Source organism: Phycisphaerae bacterium, assembly GCA_018003015.1.
Taxonomy (GTDB): Bacteria; Planctomycetota; Phycisphaerae; order UBA1845; family PWPN01; genus JAGNEZ01.
The window spans coordinates 13,478-32,172 of sequence record JAGNEZ010000004.1 but is presented as its reverse complement, the minus strand read 5'-3'; the positions used below and the strand labels follow the sequence as shown (position 1 = coordinate 32,172).

General features: G+C 63.3%; 9 protein-coding genes. 7 read left to right on the top strand and 2 right to left on the bottom strand.

The genetic code is table 11. The features are described from left to right. Window positions 1-223: 223 nt before the first annotated feature. The gene (locus tag KA354_02745; protein MBP7933544.1) at window positions 224-2,776 is read right to left on the bottom strand and encodes an exo-alpha-sialidase; all 2,553 of its coding nucleotides are present in this window, start codon (window positions 2,774-2,776) and stop codon (window positions 224-226) included. Between the two features lie 125 nt (window positions 2,777-2,901). Then, window positions 2,902-3,813, bottom strand: coding sequence for a prepilin-type N-terminal cleavage/methylation domain-containing protein (locus tag KA354_02740; protein ID MBP7933543.1), 912 nt, complete (start codon window positions 3,811-3,813; stop codon window positions 2,902-2,904). Window positions 3,814-4,362: 549 nt separating this feature from the next. On the opposite strand from KA354_02740, the gene KA354_02735 reads away from it, so the two are divergent. The 7 genes from KA354_02735 to KA354_02705 all read left to right on the top strand — a co-directional run. Next, window positions 4,363-5,106: a hypothetical protein gene (locus tag KA354_02735; protein MBP7933542.1), complete on the top strand. Its 744-nt coding sequence runs from the start codon at window positions 4,363-4,365 to the stop codon at window positions 5,104-5,106. A gap of 143 nt (window positions 5,107-5,249) precedes the next feature. Then, a complete protein-coding gene (locus KA354_02730; GenBank protein MBP7933541.1) occupies window positions 5,250-10,406 on the top strand; it encodes a hypothetical protein in 5,157 nt (1,718 codons plus the stop codon). A 148-nt stretch (window positions 10,407-10,554) separates the two neighbouring features. Continuing rightward, on the top strand, window positions 10,555-13,569 hold the full coding sequence (locus KA354_02725; protein ID MBP7933540.1) for an exo-alpha-sialidase: 3,015 nt from the start codon (window positions 10,555-10,557) through the stop codon (window positions 13,567-13,569). Between the two features lie 391 nt (window positions 13,570-13,960). Next, window positions 13,961-14,806, top strand: a complete 846-nt coding sequence (locus KA354_02720; protein MBP7933539.1) for a hypothetical protein — start codon at window positions 13,961-13,963, stop codon at window positions 14,804-14,806. 83 nt (window positions 14,807-14,889) lie between these two features. After that, on the top strand, window positions 14,890-16,356 hold the full coding sequence (locus KA354_02715) for a thrombospondin type 3 repeat-containing protein (GenBank protein MBP7933538.1): 1,467 nt from the start codon (window positions 14,890-14,892) through the stop codon (window positions 16,354-16,356). 234 nt (window positions 16,357-16,590) lie between these two features. After that, entirely contained in the window at window positions 16,591-16,833 is a 243-nt protein-coding gene (locus KA354_02710; protein ID MBP7933537.1) for a hypothetical protein, read from the top strand. Between the two features lie 505 nt (window positions 16,834-17,338). Continuing rightward, window positions 17,339-18,695 (top strand): hypothetical protein (locus KA354_02705; protein ID MBP7933536.1); only part of this gene is annotated, 1,357 nt, incomplete at its 3' end.

Here is an 18,695-nt window from a genome sequence, read left to right as displayed (position 1 = left end):
CTTTGCGATGTAGATTCAACGGATATGTGACACGTCGTAGTGTAATGGAGGCTTCCGCAAAAGCAACGCACAACCTCGGACAAGAACGGTATTTGCAGAGATGCATCCCGCATCGTTTCGGTGCGATATCGGCAGATCTGGGGCGATTACCCCATGCTTGTCGGTGGGCAATACAAGGGGCGCTTGTCGAGAACAGGCACGCACCCTCAGCTGTCGCTGTTGATCACCGTGCCGGCTCTGTCTTACCGTCCAACCGGAGCACCGCGAGGTATATGCATGTCCGGCCCTCGTGCGATGAGTAGTAGCTGAGCCACAGGCGATCATCCTCGCTTGCCGCGATTCCGGCGTAGCTGGTGTCTCCACCTGACGGCAAGGAGAAGACCTCGGCTAGGATGCGTTTCTGCGGATCCACCCACGCGAGGCTCGTACGCACCGGATTGTCGTAAAGGCGCACCGCCGCCAGGAGTCGCCCATCGGGCAACTGCCGCATCTCGGGACCGCCGAGGCGGCAATCCAGCGGCTGCCATACCCAATCACGATAGGGGTGCGATGCAGTGCCGATCATACCCACCTCCGGGTCACGCCTCAGGAGAACACGTGCCGTGCCGTCGGGGGAAAAGATGATCGTCGAAGTCTCGTTGGCATAGCCCTGAGGACCCATGTTTGGCACCAGAACGGTGAAACGGTTCCCATCCGTACTGGTGTACAGTCGCAGCAGACGATCGCTCGTTACTGAGTAGCCGACGCCGTATGCCGTTCCCTTGTGCCACGTCACCCGCCAAAGCCAGATGTTGGGTTCGCCGATCTCGGCCGCCTTGCCGAAGTCCTTGCCGTCGGGGGAGAACCAGACGTAGTTTCGGTGGGTTACTCCGGCAACGGCCTGGGCCTGCACTCCCGCGGCATAGACCATGAGTCTGCGGTCGGGTGTCAGAGTAATCTTGGGGTCCCGGAGATCCAGGCCGGGCGACGTGATCAGGGCCGCGGACTGCCACGTGCATCCATCGTCTCGTGAACACAGGATCCGAATGGACCCTGTCGGGCTGACACCGTGTCCCGTGGCCTCGCGGAACACGCAGAACAGCTTGTCCCCGTGGCGCACCAAATCAGTGAAGGCATTGTGGGGTGCAAAGTCCCAGATGCGACTCACACTCTCCGTCCTCAGCCCACAACGAGCCAGGGACTCATCGGCGGGAGGTAACCACTGGACACCGCTTCCCGTCAGCCGAAATCGCTTGGCACGAATACTGGATTGATCCCCTTCCTCGTAGTAGACGATGAGCACGCTCCCATCGCGAAGCGTGACCATGGACGGGTAGGCTCCGATGAAAGCGTCCACCGCGATCGGCTCGCTCCAGGTACGACACTCATCTCGGCTGATCCGCAGACAGGTCTCGGGGAGCCGCTGGGCGAGACAAATCGCCCCGTCAGCCGCCCGGTGGAGGTAAGGGCAATGCCCTGGGAAACCCATCGGCCGGGCGGTGCTCCAGGATCGGCCGTTGTCGGCCGATGCCGACCAGGCGCAGCTCCCGCTTTCGGCCCGGAGGGCAGCGTAGAGCGTGCCGTCACGCAACCGGATGACGTCGGTCTCCGCTGCCAGAGGCATACCAGCACTGGCGATGTCGACCGGACGGTTCCAGCTTTGCCCTCCGTCAGAAGAACACGTGACCGCCCCCCACTGTCCATCGGGACGCTCGGCGTAAAGGCCCAGGACCAGACGGCCGTCGCTCAATTCCCTGACCGGAGAGCTGCAGTAGTAATCCTTGGCGATCAGGGTGGGCTCCGACCAGGTTCGGCCCAGATCTCTGGACACGATCATCGTGCTGCCGGGACAGCGATACCCCCCGCCGGGCTTGGCTTCCAGCGAGAAGAACGTGCAGACGAGCCGCCCATCCTGCAGTTGGGTAATCGAAGGATCCCGATCGTCGTTCGGACCATCGTACAGCGTCTGGGCCTTGCTCCAGGTCCGTCCCTCGTCGCTGGAGGTGCAGAAAGCGATCCGGCCACCCTTGGGGAGCTGGGCGTTGGGAAGGGCAATATGTCCATACCCCGCGTAGAACACGCACAATAGTCGCCCGTCGCACAGGCGACACACATCAGGAAATGCCTCGTAAGCTCCGGCACCGGCATCACGGCAAACGTACGCAAATCGCTGCTGGGGAGGAGCCAGCTTGTTCTCCGGCTTCATCGGCCGGCCGGTGATCACGATGTCCTTGATGTGAACGATCCCTTGACTACCATAGAAGCCGACACGGCCGTGCTTGAGCTGCGGGTCGCGAGCTTCGTACAGCAGGTGACCGTTGAGGTGAACCTTGAGGCTATCGCCGACGCACTCGATGGCCGCCTCGTGCCATTGGCCTGCCGGCCTGTCCAGATTGCCGGTTCGCTTGAGCTCATTCCAGGAAACCTTCGGGTCGGAACGAACCAGGATCGCCTGCTGACGGTCATAGTGGACGTAGTAGTACGTTTCAGCGTCCTGAGCCCGGACAATGAAGCCACAGGCCAGCACTCCCTGTGCCGACGGTTCCACCATGAACCGAGCTTGCAGCTTCACGTCGCCCCAGGCATGAGGCTCCAGGAATGCAGGGGCGATGTCCTCTCGGCCGTCGAGGACCATCTCGCCGTTCTGGATCCGTCCCCCGTCTCTGAGGAACATCCACGATGCGGCGGCATCCGAACGACTCAGGTCAATCCTCATCTCCTCCGCAGCGCAGTAGGAACCTGATGCCGCTGCCGCCGCCAGCCAGATCGTGACACTTCGGCCCAGACTCATCTGCATCTCGAGACTCCTGGAAATCAGGTCCGTAGAGAAGTTCTACTCAGGGGAATGAAGCGACCCTGCCGGCCGCACGAACCCCGCCTCCTGACCGAGAAACGTGTTTCGCTCTCAACGCCCCTTCGAGTTCAGTACGAATAACATCCCGTCGCGCTGCTGCCGATCCCGTCCCGGCCAACGTGATTTCTCAATCTCCTTCGGGTCTGCACGCTGCCGTCACCAAAGCCGACATTGCTGTCAACGAAGCGGTTGACTCCATCTGCAGTCCCGATCAGCTCATCCCAGTTCTCCGAGTGATACGTTCTGTGGGGCCGAAGGGGAGTCCCATAGCCCTCCTTGGGCCAAGCTTCGTTGACGTCCGCGATGATCGCGTCCTGAGAGTAACCTGCCTGACGAGGTTCATGATCACGATATCGGTTGCCGGATTGGTCCCAGGACCAGAAACCGGCGTAGGTCGCCGGTTCGCCCGGTTTCGGCTTGGGGTTGGTCGTCAATCCCGCGAAGACAGCGTAGCCTGACATGTAACTGGGCGAACCGCCGTAGCCTGCTCCGCTCGGGGAGGTGAAAGCGACGAAGAACACCTTGGACCACTTCCGCTCGTCCTCGAGATCACCGAGGTTCGCCTGGCTCCTGCTTGGCTGCATGTAGTACGCCGTGGAAATCAGCGGACACCACAACGCATCCTCCTGCTTGTTCGCAAACCGCTCATAGAGCAACCTTCGGTAGTCCGGGAATGGCCGCATATCTCGCTGGAACTGAACCTGGTTCGGGTAGTTCGCCAGATGAGGTGCATAGTGCCCGTTGGATTCGTGCGTGTACGCGATCATACCCCGGCAGAGCTGGGCGATGTTGCTCGAACACACAACGACCCTGCCCTGCCGCCGCGCCTTTCGCAATGCCGGGAAGAGAATGGCGATCAACAAGGCGATGATCGCCACAACCACGAGAACTTCAATCAGGGTGAATCCGAGGGGGCCTCGAGACACTCCCGGGACGCTCCTGTTTCCCTGACGGAATGGCACGTGAAGCGGCGATGCCATGAGAGCACCTCCTCACTAGCCGTCGACCGAGGCCATGGACTGCGGTGTGGATCTGCTTCGACTGTCACTGAACTCTAGTCTCCACGACGGCGATCGTCAAGGCCACGCCACCGCCGAGCCGCCGGGCGGGCGGGGGCCTGGTACCGGTCGCTTCCTGGGCACACGGGAGGGGGCGGTCTCCATTCCGCTCCGGGGGCGGGGAACCAAGCCGTTGCTGGAGCTCTGCCGGACCTCCTGGCCACCCGACCGGCCGGAGCGACCGGCGCCCATCGGAATCAAGCTTGACAAACGCCGCACTTAAGATATGTTCTACTAGAAGTGCAGAACCTGCGGCGGCTGGTCGCGGTCATGCGCAACGGTGGGGCTTGGGGAGTCAATCGTTGGCCTTTCGGCAAGCACACCTGGAGCAAGCCCTGGGGCGCACCTCCGTCTCGTAGTCCGACGCAGGCCCTGTTCTGGAAAGCCGCATGCTTGTGGTCGGCCCAGCGTCCCCGGACACCACATCGTCGCGTCGGGCGTGGCCGCGTAGTCAAGGAAAGGAGCATCCCCATGTTGCATCGATCCGTCAGTGGCCTCGTGGTTGTGGCTCTCTTGGGTGGCTTGGCTGGCGCATTGCAGGCTGGTATCATTGCTCAGCATCTCGGCGCGAGCGACCCCCTCACCGAAGGCTTCACCACTCCCAATGCCGGCGGCTCCATCAGCGATGAGGCGGAGCCAAGCTGGAGGATTGTCGGCCCCGCCTCGAGCCTCAACCGCTATCGGTTCGCGACCTTGGAAACGGACTGGAGGGATCCGGCCGGCTGGACGGGGACCGTTCGGGTCAAAGCCGTAGGCTCTGCCGACTGGGACAGCGAAGGCCTTCCTCGAGTGGGCGCGGAGTTCCGAACCGACACGCACCTCTGGGCAATCAAGGTATCCGCGGGCGATGGGGCCCTCACCAAGGGTCTGTACAACGCCGCGGCCGACACCTTTGGCCCGGTTCTGATCAGTGCCGCCGTCGACCCCACGGACGGCTTCCATACCTATCAGATATACTATAACCCTGCGATTGACAGTGGGGAGTACTACATTGACGGCACCTGGGTCGGCACCGTGCCCAGCAGCCTCGTCCCCGCACTGAACCTCAATGAACTGCAGTGGGGAGCCTCGACCAGTGCCGGAGGCGAGGGAAACGCCTCCTACTCGATTGTGCAACTCGAAACCGGCAAGAACATCGTGCCCGAGCCGGTGTCCATCGTGACCCTTCTGGCGGGATTGGCGGCAACGACGCTGCGACCGCGACGTCGCGCGTAAACCGCACCGGCCCACATCCCGACCGGATGGTCATCTCATGCTTGAGCGTCTGCCGGGCACCGCCTGGTCGGGCAAAGACCCTGGTTCGCCGACGAAACGCGAGCCGGATGATGCCTCGGCTCCTCAACACAAGGAGAAAGAAGATGCGCAGATTCTCAGGACGTCACGGAGTGTGGGTGGCCTTCACGGTTCTTGGGGCTTGGGCCGCCGCGGCTCCCGGGCAGCAGATCACCGACAGCTTCACGCGAGCAGACGATACGGCGATCGGAGCCACCGAATCGCCGGCCCCGGGAATCTCCTACGTCGAACGCGCCACGCTGGGGGCTCTGGGCGACGCAGCCTCGATTGTGGGTAACGAGCTGTTCTTGTATGGCACCGAAGGAAGCGGAGCTTCCGCAACGGGTCCAGGACAGGCCATTCTGGAGATCGACGCACCCGATATCGAGATCGCAGCCACAATCCGCTATGCCATCGACAACCCCACACAGGCCTGCGCCAACAACAGTGCGGGTTTCATCCTTCGCAAACCCACTTCCGACTGCGCGATCAATAACCCTACATCGGCTGGCCAGATCCTCATCCAGATGACGCCCGCTGGTGGACTCTACATCAGCCAGAAACTGCCCACGGCTGCAGATTTCTACCAGCCGTTCTACGACAACCCTTGGGTGGCCGGAAACCAGGCGCTTGGCCAGTTGCATCAATTCATGGGTGCCGGCGCTCTGCCCGCAGAGATCAACGGCAGACCGTTTGACGCCGACGGCGACGGGGTACTCGAGAGCAATGAGCCTTTCCAGATGAAGGTAATCCTCCGCGGCACTTCGTTACGCGTGCTGATCAACGAGGAGGAGACCGCCTCAGTCAGCGTCCAGGGCACAGCCAGCAGTCCTCACAACTACTTCGCGATGTGGAAGAACCGCTTTACCGGCAGCGCATCCTGCGCTCCCAGCCACGCCTATTTCGATGACCTGCAGGTCCTCGTCGATATCGTCAACGACCCCTGCGCCAATGCCACCTCGATCGGTGAAGGCATCTTCAACGGCATGACCGTGGGTGCGACCAACGACGGAGTATCCTCCTGTGGTAACGCCGCCGGCAGCCCGGACGTCTGGTATTCCTATACCTCGCCCGTTGCCGGCACCCTGATGATCAACACCTGCGGATCGCTGCTTGACACGGTCCTTTCAGTTTTGGACGGGTGCTCGGGGACCGAGCTTGCGTGCAACAACGACTGCGAGGAGGCCGCGAGTTGCACGGCCCCAGCTTCGTGCATGAGGCTCCCTGTCCAAGCCAATCAGCAACTACTCATCCGTGTCGCCGGTGCAAATGGTCAAACAGGTGTCTTCCGCCTTGCGGTGCAGGATGACCTGGTTGTGCGCCATGTCGGGCAGAACAACCCGATAGATGAGGGATGGTCCCTCGGCACCAACGCCGCCGTATACGATGTCGGCAAGGGAACGGAAGGCGAAGATCACTGGTACATGCAGGTGGTGGCGGGCCGCTTCTTGAACTACGCCCGGGCTCTGAGCGCTGTTGACCTGCAGAGCCCACTCGGCTGGACCGCAACCTGGCGAGCCCAGGTCGTCGAATCAGGCGATATCTGGCAGGCCCATATGATGGTCGAGGACGGCTCGGACATCTGGGTGATCCACGCCGTGGACGGTACCGGTACACTCCCGGCCGGCGCCTACATCATGCGCTCTGACTTCTCGCCCGTGCGCGTAGGCGACCTGGATCCCAGGGATGGCTTCCACTCCTATCAGATCGTCTATGACCCGACAAGCGGTACAGCATCCTACTACCTGGACGGCAAGGTGGTGGCCTGGCAGTCCCGCGACGACGCCCCCAACGCCACGGCCGGTTCGAGGCGAATCGTGGTGGGTGACAACAGCTCCGGCGGACCCGCCTCCAACTCGCGATGGTCCTTCGGCGAGTTGACGCTCGGCCGCAGCCCGGCAGCTCCACCCAACGATGAGTGCGGAGGAGCGGCGGTCCTGGCCGACGGAATCACCTACGGATCAACTCTCGGAGCCAGCACCGGCGGAAGCGCCTCATGCGGCGACTCGAATACCAGCCCGGATGTGTGGTACGCCTACACCGCTTCCTGTGATGGAGATTTGACGCTTGACACCTGCGGTTCACCGATGGACACCGTCCTGGCGGTCTACACCGGTACGTGTGGATCCCTGGCGGAGGCGGCCTGCAACGACCAGTGCCCCGGTCTGCCCTGTGACGGGTCAGCTTCCTGCGTCACTCTCACCGCCAGCGTTGGACAGACGTTCCTGGTCCGTGTGGCAGGAGCCGGGGGGACGAAGGGAGTATTCCGCCTGCAGGCACGCTGCGGCATTCCGCTCAACGACAAGTGCGCCGACGCCTTCGCAATCGGAGAGGGAATCACCGAAGGGAGCACCTTTGGAGCCACAAATGACGGCACCGCCTCCTGCGGCAACTCCAGCACCGCCCCCGACGTCTGGTACAAGTACACTCCCCCGATGGACGCGACCCTTCGTATCGATACGTGCGGCTCTGCCCTGAACACCGTCTTGTCTGTCTACGACGGCTGTGGAGGTGCTGAGCTAGTCTGCAACGACGAATGCGAGGGTACCGCATGCCAAGGTCCGCCTTCCTGCCTCGCCCTGTCCGTCCAGGCGGGAAAGACCTACCTGATTCGCGTCGCCGGGGCCGACGGGGTCACCGGAGATTTCCGCCTGAGCATCAGGGATAACGTGGTTCTCGAGCACTCCGGCAGGAAACACCCGATTCTGGACGAAGGCTGGACTGAGGCTGCCGCGGGCGGGTACTCCGGCGGACCTGGAAATGAAGGCATGGACTACTGGGCGATCAACGCGAACGACCGATCGCGCCTGGCGTACCGGGCCAACGAGGCCGGAGGACAAGTCGCACCAGTGGACTTCAATGACCCGGCCGGTTGGACACTGACCGCCACGCTGCGGGCGATTCGCTCGCCCGATGCCTTCACCACTTTGCTCTATGTGATGGACGGGAAAGACCTGTGGGGACTGCACATCATCGCCCGCGACGCGGTGGGCGAACGAGGCGTCTATCGATCTCCACTCGGGCTGACCCAGTTCCAGCCTGAGGACCTGCTCTACGATCTGGATCCGGCAGACGGCTATCACACCTACCAGATCATCTACGATCCGGCCGGCGACGGAGGGATCGGCTCGGTTTCGTACTACGTGGACGGCAACCAGATCGGCACGGACGTGCGAGCCAACGTCTACGATATCGCCCTCCATCAAGTACAGTGGGGTGACGACACCACAGGCGGCGAGCTGTTCGGCACGTACGGCCCAAGTCAGTCGCACTACGCCTTTGTCCGGTTCGAAATCGGTCAGCACATCCATGCCGGCCCACCCTGCGCCTACGACAACTGCGCCCAAGCAACCCCCGTCAGCGAGGGCGAGTGGTACGGGGTGACCGCCGGGGCCAGCACGGATGGGGCGGCCAGCTGCGGCGACGCCAACAGCAGCCCCGACGTGTGGTACACCTACACCGCCTCATGCACGGGCACTTTGGCCTTCGATACCTGCGGCGCACTCCTGGATACCGTCGTCTCCGTCTACAGCGGCTGCGGCGGGACCGAATTGGCCTGCGACGACAACGGCTGCGGCAGTCAATCGCGAGCCTTGACGACCGTGTCACAGGGCCAGACCTACCTGATACGCGTGGCCGGCAACGCCGGTACTGCAGGGCCGTTCCGGTTCCACGTGGCGTGCGGGACACCGCCCAACGACAACTGCGCCAGTGCGGCCGCCGTCGGCGACGGTTCGACGCAAGGCACAACGCTCGGCGCAAGTGCTGACGGCACAGCCACTTGCGGAGGTTCTGACGGCAGTCCCGACGTGTGGTACACCTACACCGCCTCCTGCACCGCACCCCTCGAGATCAATACCTGCGGTTCAGGCTTTGACACCGTGGTCTCGGTCTACGGTTCCTGCGGTGGGACGGAACTCGCCTGCGGTGACAACGAGTGCGACCGGCAGTCCCGGATCGAAATCGACGCCACCCAGGGCACAACTTACCTGATCCGCGTCTCAGGCAACAACTACGCCCAAGGCGATTTCACCCTGAACGTGCTCTGTAAGGCTCCACCGGCCAACGATCAGTGCGCCACGGCAATCGCCATCACAGAAGGCACAACCACCGGATCGAGCCTCTTCGCCACCGCCGACGGCGACGCCCTGTGTGGCACCCTGTCGACCGCCGGCAGCCCCGACGTCTGGTATCTCTACACCGCGTCACGCTCTGGCCGCCTCAAGATCGATGTCAGCAACGCCGATTTCGCCGCTCTTGTGTCCTTGCACCAGCCCGCCAACTGCCCCGGCAGCCTCGACAACCAAGTCGCTTGCGGCACTCCCATCCTCTCCCAGGCGGTTCAGCAGGGCGGCACCTACCTGATTCGAGTGGCGGGTGTGAACGGCGCGTCCGGCAGCTTCAACCTTGAGCTCTCCTTCGACAAGGTGGTCATCAAACACGAAGGCCAGAACAACCCGCTCGACGAAGGATGGACCCGCGACTCCAACAATCCCAATTTCGCGGAAGGACCAGGTGACGACGGCACCCCCCACTGGCTCCTCGCCCAGCTGGCAGGATACCGCGTCAACTATCAGTTCACCGGCCTGACGGCGTCCGACTTCGCGGACCCCAAAGGCTGGACGCTGAGCGCCACCGTCAAAGCGGTGACCGCCCTGACCGAGTGGCAGGTACACATCATGCTCCAGGATGGCCAGGACACCTGGTGCATCCATCTTATCGACGGAACGTCCTCCGTACCGCAAGGCGTTTACGCGACCGGACCCGACTTCGGTCTGATCAAGATCAGCGACATTGACCCAACCGCCGATTATCACCTGTATCAGATCATCTACAACCCGGTCGCCCAGACCGCCTCCTATACCATCGACGGCACGCTGGTCTACACCCAAACCCGCGACGAGGCGTTCGATGCCACCTACCAGCGCCTCGTCTGGGGCGACAACACCTCCGGAAACGGGCCGTCACATGGCAAGTGGGCTATGGTGCAGTTCGAGTTCGGCAGCCAGGCATCGTTCTGCTCCGATCCGTTTGCCGACACCGACCGCGACGGTGATGTCGACATGGTTGACTTCGGCCAGTGGCAGCTCTGCTTCACCGGCGGGCCGGCAACCATTCCGCAGGAATGCACCTGCTTCGATCTGGCCGAACCTCTCGGAACCATCGACGGCGCCGACCTGGCATTCTTTACCAACTGCTGGAGCGGGCCATCGTTACCCGCGAACAAGAGTTGCGATGACTGAGCGCGGATGGTGATGTGACGGTATTCATGTGACAGGAGGAGAAGGAGTTCGAGGACGGCGGGCCCGCTCATCATCGGGCGGGTTCGCCGTCTCGTTCTGGATGGAGCAAAGGATCATCGCCCGCGTGTCGGGCCGAGGAGAACAAGACGTGACCGGCGAGCTCAGGGGTAGCGCGGCGTCGTATTCGAGCCGGATCCTTAGGAGAAGGTGGGCGGGCAATGCCTTCCTCGCCGGGATCCTGTGTTGGGTGTGGGCCCTGCCTGGCGCCGCCCAGCAGCTTCTCAGTGTGCAGAAGATCTGGGATCAGGCCCCGCACAATGCGTTCACTGATCTGGTGCTCCACAACGGCGCATTCTATTGTTGCTTCCGCGAAGGAGATGGGCATGTGTCACTTCCGGCTTCGGCCCGCATTCTGCGCTCAGCCGATGGGCAGACCTGGACCACCGCTGCCCTGCTGGCCAACCCTACGGAAGACTACCGCGATCCACACCTGACTGTCACTCCGGACAATCGGCTGATGCTGTACCTCGCCTCTCGTACCGATCCACCTGTCAGTGGCATCACCCATCGTAACTACGCGTTCTTCTCCACCGATGGCTCGACTTGGACAAACCGCGTCGAGATCGGCGAGCCGAATATCTGGCTCTGGCGGATCACATGGCACCAGAACGTCGCCTACGGCATCGGGTACTCCTGGACCTCGGGAGCGTTCATCCGCTTGTACCGGAGCACAGACGGCGTTCACTTCGATACCCTGGTGCCGGACATGGGTGTTCCAGTTGAACCCAACGAAACGTCACGTATCATCTTCATGCCGGACGGCAAGGCCTGTGTTCTCGCCCGAGAGGGGGCGTGGGGAACGGCCTACCCGCCGTATGCCCAGTGGAACTGGTTGCCACTGGGCTTCTCCGTCGGCGGACCTGAGATGCTCCGCCTGCCCGACGGGCGGTTCATCGCCGCGACGCGCCTCTACGACGGCGCCGTCCGCACGGCTCTGAGCTGGGTTGACCCGACCACCGGAACGCTGACTGAGTGCCTCTCGCTGCCTTCCGGTGGTGACACGAGCTACCCCGGCCTCGTCTGGCACAATGACACCCTTTGGGTCAGCTACTACTCGTCACATGAAGGCAGAGCATCGATCTACCTCGCCAAGGTGGCCTTCCCGGAGACTCCGACCCTCGGCGTCCAAGACACATTCACACGACCGGACAGCGACTCCCTGGGAATGACCGAGGCCCCCGAGATCCCCTGGATCGAGCGAACCACGCTCGGCTCGCTGTCGAACGTTGCCCAGATCAAGGACGCGCAGCTGTGGGTGTTCGGCTCAGAGGGCAACGCGGCGACGGCGTCGGGGCCAGGCGCGGCCGTGCTGGACGTCGATCTGAGGAACTTGTCGATCTCCGCAGATGTTCGATTCTCGCTAGACAACCCGGTTCAGGCAGCCGGCAGAAACACCGGCGGCTTCATGCTCCGAAAACCACGGTCGGACGCCTCCATCGGGGACCCCAACTCAGCCGGCCAGATCACCGTTCAGTTCCATCCGAGCGGCGGCCTGTATGTCGGCCAGATGACGACGAACGGCTCAGGTCTGGCCACGCTATTCGCCGACAATCCATTCACTCCCGGCCTGCAAGACCTCGACGAGTTGCACGTCTTCCAGGAAGCCGGCGGACTGCCACGATCCATCAACGGCCAGCCGTTCGACGCCGACGGCGATGGCGTGCTGGAAACCAGCGAGCCGTTCCGTCTCGAAGCTGTTCTCGTCGGGCAATCTCTCGATGTGAAGGTCAACGGCCAGCCGATCTGCGCAACAACGGTTGCAGGCCAATCGAGCAGCCCCTCCAACTTCTTGGCCTTGTTCAAGAACCGATGGACGAACGAGACGAACGCGGCCTCCTCGCACATCTTCTTCGACAATCTCCTCGTCCTGGCGATTGGCGGTAATGACCACTGCTCCCAGGCCCCGGCCATCAGCGAGGGCGTGACCCTCGGTACGACTCACGGGGCCACGAACGACGGCCAGTCTTCCTGTGACGCATCGTCCGACCCTCCGGACGTCTGGTACCGCTACACCACCCCAATCACGGGCGACCTCGTAATCGATACCTGCGGCACCGACATCAACACGACACTTTCGGTGCTGGACGAGTGCGGCGGCCAGGAACTCGGCTGCAGCCATCTCTGTCCGGAAGGCCCCTGCCCAGAAAGCGACACCTGCCTGCTGGTACCAGTCACCAAGGGGCGATCATACCTGATCCGAGTGGCAAGCGCGGACGACTCCAGGGGCCGATTTGACTTGAATGTCCAGACACGAATCCCCACCGTGCTGACCCATCGCGGAATGAGCGATCCTCTGCTCGAAACACCCCCGTGGACATTGGATACAAACGCCGTCGCGCCCGACGCCACCATGGAACCTGGCGATGACGGCCAACCCCACTGGCGAATAGCCGTTGCCCAGGGTTGGCGGGCCAACTACCAATACCGGCTGAGCCCGGTGCACTGGTCGGACCCGCGCGGCTGGACCTTGACCGCGCGGGTGCGTCCAGCCACGGCACCGGGCCTCTATCAGAGCTACCTGGAAGTCAACGACGACCGCGATGCCTGGTCGATCAGCCTGGTGACTCCCGGTGGACTGCTGGACCCAGGGCTCTGGACGAACGGACTTGCGCTGGAGCCGTTCCAGCACCTCGCCGCCTTCGATCCGGCAGCGGAGTATCACACCTACCAGATGATCTATGAGCCGGCCGCCGACCAGGCTCGAGGGGCGGTACTCTACTACATGGACGGACGGATGGTGGGCATGCAGAGCCGCACGGAAGCGCTGGACCGGGCCCTGGCCCGGGTGGTGTGGGGCGACAACGACTCCGGCGGAATCGGGGGCTCCGACTCCCGGTGGACATTCGTCCGTTTCGAACTCGGCCAGAGGCCCTTGCCACCCTGCAGCAATCCCCCAGCCGACGCCGACGCGGATGGAGACGTGGATCAGGACGACTTCGGCGCCTTTCAGAGGTGTTACACCGACAAGGCGAACCCCGTCGAAGGAGCTTGCTCGTGCTTCGATGCCGACTTCACGGGAACCGTCGACGCAGCCGATTTGGCGGCTTTCATCCGCTGCGTCAGCAGCCCAACCGTCCTCGCTGATCCGCGATGCGACGGATAGACCACCCTCCGCGACCGTCGGGAGGTCACCGGGTTCTGATGATGGACGTGCAGCTGGCGGGGACGAGTCCCCAGCGGACCGGGTCTGAGATCACGATGCTCGACCCGCTGTGCTCAGACGCTCCACCACGCCCCTGTGAGCACCCAGACGCCCGTTACCCGCCACGCACTCAGCCGGTCACGAGGATTGACTCCGTATGACCCGGTCGGATTGGCACCTGCTGCGATCCTGTCATTTGACGAAACGCGCCGTAGGTCGAGACGCGGGTACAATAGCGGAACGTCGCCCCGCGGCGTAGCGGCCGAGAAAGGGCAAGAGTCGAGCTGAGCACACGTGCGAGAATGTGCGGTATACTACTCAGAGGACCATGAAGCAGCAAGGAGAAGCGAGTATGAGCACGATCAGGACGAACAACACCGGGAGGCGGCCTCCCTGGGCATGGCATATCGGCGGACTGGCCCTCGCATCGCTGGCTGTGCTGCTGACGAGCTGTTCGAAACCAGGGGCCCCCGCCGGTGGGCCAGCGGCTGGCCAAACCGTTCGCCTGCCAGGCATTGTCGTGAATCCGTCTTCGGCAGAGCTGCAGATCGACGGCCAGGTGTGCATTGAGCAAGGCATTCTCGAGTACCTGGCCGTGGCCACTGGCGGGAAAGAGTACGAGAGCCTGTTCAGCCTGGCCTGCCAGCCGTCGCATCTCCAGTCGGCCATGCTCATCGCCGGATACGACGTTGGAGAAGTCAACTCGGACGCCCGTGGCGACTTCGCGGCCGGGCGAAACCCCACTTCCGACCCGGCGGCCAACGCCCGCCCGGCCGGAGCACCTCAAGTAACCGCTCCCGGCAAAGACTACTGGGCGTCACGTACCGGCCAAGCCACCCGGGTGACCATCGGCGTGGAGGTCCGCCAGGCCGACGGGACCTGGAAGCAGCAGCCGATCGAGAGCCTCCTGACCGACCGGCGGACCGGCAAGCCCCCCGGCCGGATGGTCTGGGCCTTCACCGGTTCGTTCTTCGCCAAGGACGAGACGACCAAGCGAGAGTACTTCACCGCCGATGCGGAGAAGTCCCTGATCGCCCTATGGTACGACCCCACCTGCCTGCTGAACCTGACCCAGGATGTCGGAAACCCCTACCGAGGCGACGCCTCGGGGCTGGAGGTCAGCAAGGCCGATCTGCCGGCCAAGGGCACGCCGGTCCGGCTGGTTCTGCGAAAAGCTCCGGCCGGTGGAGGGAATTGAAAGGTGATTCCAGGTAAGATGGAATCGTCCTCCGATCGTGGCAGTCAGGCAAGGTTTTCAGCTCTGAAGGAAAGAGTCATATCATGAACGTCCTCAGTCAATCGCCGTGGGGAAGAGGCTGGGCTTTCGTCGTGGCGGTGGTGATCGGCCTGGCCCTCGCTCGAGGGGCCGGCGCCCAGGCGATCAACCCTGATTTCGAGAGCGGCCTGACCGGCTGGCAGATCAACGCCGGGGGCGTAGTCAGTACCCTGGCCGATGAGCACGGGGGCTTCGCGATGCTCCAGGAAGCCGGGATGGCCGGCGCGCCGGCTACCAGCACGCTCTATCAGGACTTCATCCTCCCGGAAGGCAACGCCCTCATCTTTGAGTACACCCTGGTCGCTGCCGGCGATTTCGTGAGCGGCGGTGCCCTGCCGGACGCGTTCACCGCCCGGCTCCTGAATCCCGACACGCTCGCGCCGCTGATCAGTACCGCGGGGGTCAATGACTACTTCTACAACGACTCGCCCGGGAACATTGATTTTGACCCCCTGATCGTCACCCGGACCCCCTCGACGACCCGGGACGGCTGGTTCACAGTCACGGCGGACCTTTCGACCGTTCCGGTCGGCACCCGGGTCCGATTGCAGTTTGACCTGCTCGGCACCGGAGCATCTGACGGCCAGGTGACGGTGATCGCGGTGGACGGAGTCCTGGTCGCGATCGCCGGTCCCGTCGACCAATGCCCGGCTGATCCGACCAAAACCAACCCGGGGGTGTGCGGATGCGGTGTGCCCGACATCGACTCCGACGGCGACGGAGTGCTCGACTGCCTCGATGGTTGTCCGAATGATCCGGGCAAGACCTTGGCCGGACAATGCGGATGCGGCGTGCCCGACACGGACTCGGATCACGACGGGGCCGCGGACTGCCTTGACACTTGCCCAACCGACCCCAACAAGACGGCTCCGGGAGTCTGCGGCTGTGGGATGCCCGATGCCGATTCCGACGGGGACGACGTTCCGGATTGCACGGACGCCTGCCCGGAGGATCCGAACAAGAGCGTGCTCGGAGCCTGTGGTTGCGGCGTAGCGGACACCGACACCGATAGCGACGGCATGGCGGACTGCACGGACGCCTGCCCGGCGGATCCGGCCAAGATCACACCCGGCACCTGTGGTTGTGGCGTGGCGGATACCGACACCGATAGCGACGGCGTGGCGGATTGCGCGGACGCCTGCCCGGCCGATCCGACCAAGAGCGTGCTCGGCACCTGCGGCTGCGGAGTGGCGGACACCGACTCGGACAGCGATGGCGTCGCGGACTGCCTGGACAACTGCCCGCAGGCGCCCAATCCTGAGCAACTCGACACGGATAGCGATGGTATGGGGGATGCTTGCGATGGGGACACCGGCCGGCCCGATCCCACAAACAGGCAGGAAGAGCGGAGGATTACCACGGTGCTGACCCAATTCAATGCCTGCGGGATGCTGGGCGCGGCCCCCCTTCCATGTATGTTGTTGGCCCTGCTGGCGTTGAAGTTCGGAACGCGATCGTGGGGTAGGGAGTGAAGGTCAGGGACTGACCGCGGCCCCCCGGGGTCTCTTCCGAGGAGTCCCCGTAGAGCGTGGCGTGGCTCACCGTCAGGCGCGGACGGGCGGTCCGTCCTTCCGGAGGGCGGAATTGCCGGATCTGGATGCGGCTTCTGGTCGATTGGCCGCCGGGTAGCGGCCCTGATTCACGGCGCGATGCAATGGGTACGTCATGGTCGACGCACCGCAAGGGCTCAGCGAGAGGAGTATCCAATGCGTGTAGTTAGGAAACGACGGCTTGCTCGGTTGTTGCTGGTTCTGGTGACGGTCAGCCTGATGGGCACCGGCTGCAAGGGCGAGAAGTTCCTAGCCTGGGGCACATCCACGTTTGTGGGCACGTTTCTGGCCAACCTGCTGACCGGTGGTCTCGGGGGTTTCAGCACCACCAGCACCATTGAGCGGTTCTGCTACGAGAACGGCCAGCCGATCGACTGCGCCAACATACCAGCGCAGTGATCGAAGGATAGCCCCACGACGACAGTGTGAGTCTCATCACCCGTCTGTGCATCGTCGCGGCCGGGGAGACCCGGCGAAGATGGTCTCCTCGAGTCCACAGCCACGTACTCCTGCTACGGTTTTGTCAGCAGCCGCGGCATGGTTCGACGCCGATTCGAGCGCGCATGGGAAACCGACACCGCCCAGCACCCGCCGGATTAAGTCGACTTAGATAACCTACACTTGACATCTGTAGGTCTCGTGTTATACTCACCTATCATGGGTCCAGTAATCGGCGTATATACTTATACTAGTCAATCTACACACGACGTCGCCGGGGCTCATCTGCCAGGGCACACGGGCTGAACGGGACCGTCGAATCATGCACCCCCGTCGCCCTTGCTTCGCATCCTGCATAGACGGCTGCACAAGGCCTCCGCACGGCCCTGCCGGCCTGTCAGGTGAGGTAGCTCCCCACTTCCGGCCGGACTAGGCGAGCGGCCTGTGCACCCAGGAGATAGGCGAGATGAAGCCTCAACGATGCCTCCGCAGTATCGTTCTGCTCGTGGGTCTGATCACCGCCGGCGCCTCGGCTGGCACAATCACCTGGACCGGCTCGGGGGCAACGGGGTCCTGGCATACGGCCGGCAACTGGGATCTCAACCGCGTGCCGGGCGCGGGAGACGATGTCCTCATCCCAGACGTGGCCGGTACCGCGTCCGTCACGTTCTCATCCGGCAGTACCAGCATTCGCAGCCTCACCTGCTCGGAGGCGTTCGTTCTCAGCGGCGGAACACTGAGCATCGACGAAGTCTCCACCATGAACAGCGGGTGTGCCTTCAGCGGCGGGACTTCGAGCGGCACCGGCACGCTGACGCTCAAAGGCACCTCGACCTGGAGCGGCGGGACGATGACCGGGGCCGGTTCGACCGTCGTGGCCGCCGGGGCCAGCCTGAGTATCACCAACTCGGTCTACCTCTATCGCGACCTGACCAACGACGGCACCATGACCTGGACAGGTGGCAACATCTACGGCGGGGGCGGCACGACCCTGACCAATAACGGCCAGCTCACCGCCGAGTTCAGCTCAAGCCTGCAGTGGCAGTCGAATGACGGAAATCACACCCTCACCAACGCCGGCACATTCACCAAACGCGGTACGGGCCAAGCACTGTTTGCCCACTACAGCAGTTACTTCCAGTCATTCAACAACAACGGCACGGTCTCGGTCGAGGCGGGAACCCTGTACCTGCAGTGCAACGGCACCAGCGCCAGCGGCACTTTCGATGTGGCCGAGAGCACAACACTCTACCTCAGTGGCACGCACGCCCTGGCGAACACCACCCTCGAAGGCGCGAGTCCGCTGACCGTCTACAGCGGGACCGCCACGTTCACCGGCACGCTGGGTGGCACCGGCCGGATGGCGATCGCCGGCGGCACCGCCAATTTCGAGGATGAAGCCCAGAAGGAACTGGCCGGCGGATTGGCATTCACCAGTGGCGCGCTGGGTGGCACCGGCACGCTGACGCTCAAGGGTACCTCGACCTGGAGCGGCGGGACGATGACCGGGGCCGGCTCGATCGTCGTGGCCGCCGGGGCCAGCCTGAGTATCACCAACTCCGTCTATCTCTATCGCAACCTGACCAACGACGGCACCATGACCTGGACAGGTGGCAACATCTACGGCGGGGGCGGCACGACCCTGACCAATAACGGCCAGCTCACCGCCGAGTTCAGCTCAAGCCTGCAGTGGCAATCGAATGACGGAAATCACACCCTCACCAACGCCGGCACATTCACCAAACGCGGTACGGGCCAAGCACTGTTTGCCCACTACAGCAGTTACTTCCAGTCATTCAACAACAACGGCACGGTCTCGGTCG